The organism is Pseudoduganella sp. RAF53_2, from assembly GCF_052113985.1.
Taxonomy (GTDB): Bacteria; Pseudomonadota; Gammaproteobacteria; order Burkholderiales; family Burkholderiaceae_D; genus Rugamonas.
In genome coordinates this window covers 1-7249 of sequence record NZ_JBFRDW010000283.1, presented here as the reverse complement: position 1 = coordinate 7249, position 7249 = coordinate 1, and the positions used below count along the sequence as shown (strand labels likewise).

Annotated in this window: 8 protein-coding genes; 5 read left to right on the top strand and 3 right to left on the bottom strand. The window is 62.0% G+C overall.

From position 1 onward, the window contains the following. The 3 genes from AB4Z11_RS17360 to AB4Z11_RS17350 all read left to right on the top strand — a co-directional run. A partial coding sequence (locus tag AB4Z11_RS17360; protein WP_442026488.1) for an ABC transporter permease occupies positions 1-1007 on the top strand: 1007 nt, incomplete at its 5' end. Next, positions 1007-2173 carry an ABC transporter permease gene (locus AB4Z11_RS17355; protein ID WP_442026487.1) on the top strand — a complete coding sequence of 389 codons (1167 nt, stop codon included), beginning with the start codon at positions 1007-1009 and terminating at the stop codon, positions 2171-2173. The genes AB4Z11_RS17360 and AB4Z11_RS17355, both read left to right, overlap by 1 nt. A 108-nt stretch (positions 2174-2281) precedes the next feature. After that, the gene (locus AB4Z11_RS17350; protein ID WP_442026486.1) at positions 2282-3970 is read left to right on the top strand and encodes a diguanylate cyclase; all 1689 of its coding nucleotides are present in this window, start codon (positions 2282-2284) and stop codon (positions 3968-3970) included. Here AB4Z11_RS17350 and maiA read toward each other — a convergent pair whose 3' ends face one another. From maiA to AB4Z11_RS17335, 3 genes are read right to left on the bottom strand one after another with little or no spacing between them, the layout of a single operon-like run. Beyond that, on the bottom strand, positions 3971-4618 hold the full coding sequence (gene maiA, locus AB4Z11_RS17345) for a maleylacetoacetate isomerase (RefSeq protein WP_442026485.1): 648 nt from the start codon (positions 4616-4618) through the stop codon (positions 3971-3973). Further along, positions 4615-5637, bottom strand: coding sequence for a fumarylacetoacetate hydrolase family protein (locus AB4Z11_RS17340; RefSeq protein WP_442026484.1), 1023 nt, complete (start codon positions 5635-5637; stop codon positions 4615-4617). The genes maiA and AB4Z11_RS17340 overlap by 4 nt, the downstream gene beginning before the upstream one ends. Before the next feature lies 1 nt (position 5638). Next, the gene (locus AB4Z11_RS17335) at positions 5639-6172 is read right to left on the bottom strand and encodes a VOC family protein (protein WP_442026483.1); all 534 of its coding nucleotides are present in this window, start codon (positions 6170-6172) and stop codon (positions 5639-5641) included. 88 nt (positions 6173-6260) lie between these two features. Here AB4Z11_RS17335 and AB4Z11_RS17330 point away from each other — a divergent pair, with 88 nt between their 5' ends. Beyond that, complete coding sequence (locus AB4Z11_RS17330; protein WP_442026482.1) at positions 6261-7130, top strand: LysR family transcriptional regulator; 870 nt, start codon at positions 6261-6263, stop codon at positions 7128-7130. An 8-nt stretch (positions 7131-7138) separates the two neighbouring features. Then, on the top strand, positions 7139-7249 hold a 111-nt coding region (locus AB4Z11_RS17325), incomplete at its 3' end, for a gamma-glutamylcyclotransferase (RefSeq protein WP_442026489.1).

Below are 7249 nucleotides of genomic sequence, written 5' to 3'. Positions count from 1 at the left end.
CCACCACGCTCGTCACCCGCAACGCCACCTCGCTGGTGTTTCCCCTGCCCTTGTCCTACGAAGCCCGTATCCGCGCCGTGGATGGCGTATCCGGCGTCGGCTACGCCAACTGGTTTGGCGGGGTTTATCAGGACCCGAAAAACTTCTTCGCCCAGTTCGCGATCTCCGGCAAGAGCTATCTGGACATCTATCCCGACTATCTGATGCCCGAAGCCGACCGCGCCGCCTTCCTGCGCGACCGCAAAGGCGCTATCGTCGGCCGCAAACTCGCCGAGCAGTATGGCTTCAAGGTGGGCGACATCATTCCGATCAAGGGCACCATTTATCCCGGCACCTGGGAATTCGTGGTGCGCGCCATCTACGACGGCGCCAAGACCACCACCAACACCGCCACCATGTTCTTCCACTGGGACTACATCAACGAAGCCATCAAGCGACAGGCGCCGCGCCGGGCCAACCAGATTGGCGTTTACGTGGTGGAGATCCGCCAGCCGGAAGATGCGGCTTCCATTTCTGCCGCCATCGACGCCACATTCCGCAACTCGCTGGCCGAAACCCTGACCGAGACGGAGAAAGCTTTCCAGCTGGGCTTTGTGTCGATGTCGGAAGCGATTGTGGTGGCGATCCGCGTAGTGTCCTTCGTGGTGATCGTGATCATCATGGCCGTGATGGCGAACACCATGGCGATGAGCGCCCGCGAACGGCTGGCCGAATACGCCACGCTCAAGGTGCTGGGCTTTGGTCCGGGCTTCCTGACCATGCTGATTTTCGGCGAATCGCTGCTACTGGCCATGGTCGGCTGCCTGCTGGGCGTTGCGCTGCTGTTCCCGCTCGCCGCCGGCTTCGCAAAACTGATGGGCACCATGTTCCCCGTGTTTGAAGTCGCGCCGCTGACGGTGCTGCAGCAGATCCTTGCTGCGCTGGCGGTCGGCGCCATTGCCGCCATCGCGCCCACACTGCGCGCCACGCGCGTGAACATCGTTGAAGGCTTGCGGAGCATAGGCTGATGAAAGTCCCCTTCTCCTACATCGCCCGCAATCTCTGGACGCGCCGCCTGACCACGATTCTCACGGCAGGCGGCCTGGCGCTGGTGGTCTTCGTATTCGCCACGGTGCTGATGCTGGATGAAGGCTTGCGCACCACGCTCGTCACCACGGGCGAATACAACAACGTCGTCGTGATCCGCCGTTCCGCCGAAACGGAAGTGCAGAGTGGCGTGGACCGCAAGCAGGCATCCGTAGTCGCCAGCCACCCCGCCATTGGCCTCGGCCCGGACGGCCAGCCCATGCTGTCGAAAGAAACCGTGGTGCTGATTTCCCTGCCCAAGCGCGGCTCGGACAAGCCCTCCAATATCGTGATCCGCGGCGTCAGCGAACGTGGCTCCGCCATGCGTCCGCAAGTGAAGCTGACGGAGGGCCGCATGTTCCGGCCCGGCGCATCCGAGGTGATTGCGGGCGCCAGCATCGCGCGCCGCTTCGTTGGCGCAGGCATCGGAGAAACCCTGCGCTTCGGCCAGCGCGAGTGGACCGTGGTTGGCCTGTTCGACGCCGGCAACAGCGGTTTCGATTCCGAGATCTGGGGCGATGCCGATCAGCTGATGCAGGCCTTCCGCCGCTCGGCGTATTCCTCCGTGATCGTACGGCTGGCCGACAGCAATGACTTCGAGCGCTTCAAGAAGGACATCGAATCCGACCCACGGCTGACGCTGGAAGCCAAGCGCGAACAGACTTTTTATGCCGACCAGTCCAAGGCCCTGTCCAACTTCATCAGCATTCTGGGGCTGGCGCTGTCCATCATCTTCTCGATCGGCGCCATGATCGGCGCCACCATCACCATGTATGCCTCAGTAGCCAACCGCGTCGGCGAAATCGGCACCCTGCGCGCACTCGGCTTCCAGCGCCGCAGCATCCTCGCCGCCTTCCTGACCGAAGCCATGCTGCTGGCACTGGTGGGCGGTGCGGCGGGGCTGTTCTGCGCGTCCTTCATGCAATTCCTGTCATTCTCGACTACCAACTTCCAGTCCTTTTCCGAGCTGGCCTTCGGCTTCAAACTCAGTCCCGCCATCGTCTCCAAGACCCTGATGTTTTCCCTGTTCATGGGCTTCATCGGCGGCTTCCTGCCCGCCGTGCGCGCGGCCCGCCTGAAGATCGTCGATGCCCTGCGCGCGGCCTGATACTACATTTTTGAATTGTTGTTTTGTTGCCACTAAGATTGCATTCTGGGAAATTACCCATGGTACACTTTCCGCCGGGCAAATGAATGCCCGTGCTTTTTGGAATTTATGCCACCTTCGCCCCTGCGCACTGCTGTTCTTCGCCTTCTGGCTTGCTGCTGGCTCGCGTTCGCGTGGCTGGGCTCCGCTGCCGCCGCCGATGAGGAGCGCCAGGTCCTGATCCTGTATTCCCTGGGCTCGGATTCCGTCTCGACCTGGCAGAAGCTGGTCCACAAAGGCCTGTACGATGAGCTGGGCCGCAGCACCCTGAGCAGCACGCCCGCCATTTTCGAAGAACGCTTCGACGCCAATCTGGTCGGCGAATCGCAGGCGCTGGAAGGCATGGCGCCCTACCTGCGCACCAAATATGCCGCCGTCAAATTCGACGCCATCGTCACCGAGAATTCCATCGCGGCCAGCTTCCTGGCCGCCCATCCCGAACTTTTCCCCGGTGTGCCGCGCCATTACGTGAACCATGGCCGGGAAGGCTGGCGGCCCACGGACGGCACGGGCTATGAAGTGCGCTCCGACTTCGCGCGCGCCATCGGCGTGATACCGGTCATCGCACCGGGCGTGCGGCGCATCGCGGTGGTGGGCGATCAGTCGCCGCGTTGCCAGGAATGGATCGCCGCCATCCGCAGCGTGGCCCAGGGCTTCAACAAACGCCTCTCTTTTGAATACTGKGACAACCAGACCTTCGACGACTTGCGCCGCGCCGCGCAAAGCCTGGACCGCAGCACCGCCGTCTTCCTGCTGACGACGAGCCGCGACAGCACGGGCGCGCAGATATCGTCCGGCGAACTGGCGCGCACACTGGCAGCCATCAGCCCTGCTCCCGTGTTCACCCATTCGGAATCGCTGGTGCAGCCCGGCGTGGTGGGCGGTTATGTCGTCAGCGGCGAAAGCGTGGGTCGCATGATTGCCCATATCCTGCTCGGCGAACCCGCCTCGCAAGAGCACGTGCAAGGCTACCTGTTCGACTATTCGGCCGCACAGCGCTTCCACTTGCGTAATTTGCCGGCCGATGCCGTGGTGCGCAATCGTCCACAGGATGTGTGGGCCTTATACCGCTGGCAGATCATCAGCGCCATCGCCCTGATCGTGCTGGAGGGCGTGCTGATTACCTCACTGTATATCGCCCTGCGCGACCGCCGCCGCACCAACGCCGCGCTGGCGGACGAACGCAACAACCTGGAAGACCGCGTGCTTCAGCGCACGCTGGAGCTGCTGATGGCCAACCAGAAGCTGGAACAGCTGGCCACCACCGATCCCCTGACCGGTATCGCCAACCGCCGCAAGATGACCGACCAGGTCTCGCATGAACTGGAACGTGCGCGGCGCTTCAAACATCCGCTGTCGCTGCTGATGATCGACATCGACCATTTCAAGCGCATCAACGATACCTTCGGCCATGAAGTGGGCGACAAAGCCATTGTCGCCGTGGCCAGGCTGCTGACGGAATCCATGCGCAGCACCGACCTGGCGGCGCGCTTTGGCGGTGAGGAATTCGTGCTGCTGATGTCGGAAACGAATATCGAAGTCGCGATGCGCGCGGCCGAGCGCTTGCGTTCAGCAGTATCAATGATACACGTGAACGCGGAAGACGGCGCGCCGGTGGCGCTGACGATCAGCGTTGGYGTAGCGTCCGCCGATCCTACCGGCATTCAAGACTCGCCGTCTTCGCTGCTGGTGCGCGCGGACAAAGCCTTGTACCGCGCCAAGAAGGATGGCCGCAACCTGGTGGTCGCGGGCCAGTAATTACGCTTCGGTGTCCGGCTGGTTGGACGGGTGCGCGGCAATGAAGGCTGGCAGATTTTCGCAGTTGGCCGCGATGCGCGAGATCAGCGGGAACTGCGCCATATCGATTTCGAAGCGGCGCGCGTTGAACACCTGCGGCATCAGGAAGCAATCCGCCATGGTTGGCGTATCGCCATAGCAGAAGCGGCCCACATCGCCATCGCGGTCCAGATGCGCCTCCAGCGACTGCATGCCCAGCACATTCCAATGCTTCCACCATTCGGTCTTGGCTTCTTCCGTAAAGCCAAGCGGGCCTTTGAGGTGCTTCAGCACGCGCAGATTGGTCAGGGGATGGGTGTCGCAGCCGATGATCTGCGACAGCGCGCGCACGCGGGCGCGGCCCACCGCATCCTGCGGCAGCAATGGCACCATGGGATGCACTTCTTCCAGATACTCGATGATGGCCATCGATTGCGTCAGCACCACGCCATTGTCTTCCAGCGCAGGAATCAGGGCGCTGGGATTAACGCTGGTGAAGGCTTCCTTGCGCTGCTCGCCGCCATCGCGCAGCAGGTGCACGGGAACGGCGTCGTACTCCAGCCCCTTCAGATTCAGCGCAATGCGCACGCGGTAGGCGGCCGAACTGCGGAAGTAGGTGTACAGCTTCATGCACGCTCTCCATAAGGACGGACGGTCTGTTCGATGGCGCCAAAGATAGTTTTGCCTTGCTGGTCATGCATCTCGATGCGCACCTGGTCGCCGAACTGCAGGAAGCCGGTCTGCGGCTTGCCCGATTCGATGGTTTCGTACATGCGCACCTCGGCCAAGCAGCAGTAGCCGACGCCGCCGTTGGCGATGCTGGAACCGTGCAGGCTGCCCTGCTTGTTGGACACCGTGCCCGAGCCAATAATCGTACCGGCACACAGCTCGCGCGTCTGCGCCGCATGCGCCACCAGCTGGGCGAAGTTGAAGGTCATGTCCTCGCCTGCATTCGGCTTGCCAAAAGGCTGGCGATTGATCTGCACTAGCAGCGGCAGGCGTACTTTGGCATCGTCCCAGGCCTTGCCCAGTTCATCGGGCGTAACGGCYACCGGCGAGAAAGCGCTGGCCGGTTTGGACKKGAAAAAGCCGAAGCCCTTGGCCAGYTCKTYCGGAATCAGRTTRCGCAGCGAGACATCRTTCACCAGCATGACCAGACGGATCGCCTGCCCTGCTTCTTCAAGGGATGCGCCCATCTTCACATCGCCCGTCACCACCGCCACTTCCGCTTCCAGGTCGATGCCCCACTCTTCGCTCAGCGCATACACCGGATCGCGCGGACCGACGAAAGAATCGGAGCCACCCTGGTACATCAGCGGATCGGTGTAGAAGGACTCCGGCACTTCCGCTTTACGCGCCTTGCGCACCAGCTCCACGTGATTGATGTAGGCCGAACCGTCCGCCCACTGGTAGGCACGCGGCAGCGGCGAGTGGCATTGCTTTTCGTCGAAAGGCTTGGCGCCGGATGCGCTGCCCTGGTTCAGCAAGGCGTAAATCTGTTTCAGTTGCGGTGCGGCGGTGTTCCAGTTGTCCAGTGCGGCTTGCATGGTTGGTGCGATATTGGGAACGGCCTGGCACATTTTCAGGTCGCGCGATACGACGACCAGGCGGCCGTCGCGGCTGCCATCTTTCAGGGTTGCGAGCTTCATTTTATTTTTCCTGCGGGGCGTGCATCCAGGCGGCGTGCTTGGGCGCTTTTTTCGTTTTAGACCATTCTTCCAGCATTTCCCACTTCACGTCGTCCAGCTTTTTCATCATTTCCGGCGTGCCGACGTTGGCCGCCAGTTCCAGGCGGTGGCCGTTCGGATCGAAGAAATAGATCGACTTGAAGATGGTGTGATTGACGGGACCCAGCACGTCGATGCCGCCGGCGACCAGGCGCTCTTTGGCGGCCAGCAGCTCGTCCATCGAGTCCACTTCCAGCGCCAGGTGCTGCACCCAGGCCGGAGTGTTTTCATCGCGGCCCATGGTGGGCTGGGTCGGCAGTTCGAAGAAGGCCAGCACGTTGCCGTGGCCAGCGTCCAGGAACACGTGCATGTAAGGGTCCGGCGCCTTGGTCGATGGCACCTCGTCTTCGGCGATGGCCAGCACGAAGTTCATGTTCAGGTGCTTCACGTACCAGTCCACGGTCTCCTTTGCGTCCTTGCAGCGGTAGGCGACGTGGTGGATTTGCTTGATTTTCATGGCGGGGTCTCCTCAGTATTCCGACATTAAACTCCCGTTTCAGCTATCATACAAACGATATTTTCATGGCAATTTATTAGATTTCCTGATGAGTCCAACCGTTCGCCAGATGCGCGCCCTCGTTGCGCTGGCCCGCACCGGCAGCTTCACCCTTGCTGCCGAGCTGCTGCACGTAACCCAGTCCGCCCTGTCCGGCCAGATCAAGGAGCTGGAACAGTTGCTGGGCGTGAAAGCGGTGGAGCGCAATACGCGCCGCGTGCAGCTGTCGGAAGTGGGCCGCGAGCTGTATCCCCTGTTCGACAAGATGCTGCAGGACCTGGACGGCGCCATGGCCGATATCGCCAGCCGCAAGGCGCTGAAGAAAGGCATCGTGCGCGTGGCCGCGCCGCAGATGCTGAGCTGCACCCTGCTGCCGGAGGTGATTGCTTCTTATCGCGAGGCCTATCCGGGCGTGCAGGTGCAGCTGATCGACTGCCCGGTCGACAATGTCTCGCCGCGCGTTTCCAGCGGCGAGGTGGACGTGGGCATTGGTCCCGAGCGCGACCTGCTGGGCGATGTGGATGCGCAGCTGCTGTTCGAAATGCCCTTCATGGCGGTGTTCCCGGCCGGCCATCCGCTGGCCGCCCAGGATTGCGTGCGCTGGTCCGAACTGAATGCCCATCCTTTGATTGCACTGCAGGGCCAGTTCACCGAGCGCCTGCTGCGCGAGATGCACTCGCTCAGCCCTTATAACGAAGTGACCTTCATGACGACGGCCCTGGCCATGGTCGCCGCCGGCCTTGGTGTGACGGCCTGCCTGCCGTACGCCGCGACCATGGTGCGCCGCTACGGACTGGAAATGCGTCCGCTCACCGAACCCGAATTGATGCGCAAGTTCTTCATTTACACCAAGGCCTCGCGCACGCCTTCGCCCGCTGCGGAACGCTTCATCAGCTTCCTCGGCGAACACGCCCTATAATGATCGCCATGACTCACGACACCAGTGCAATCAACAAAACGATGGATATGTTCGACGGCCACCATAGCGTGTGGCTGTTCGGATATGGGTCCCTGATCTACAAAGCCGACTTCCCCTTC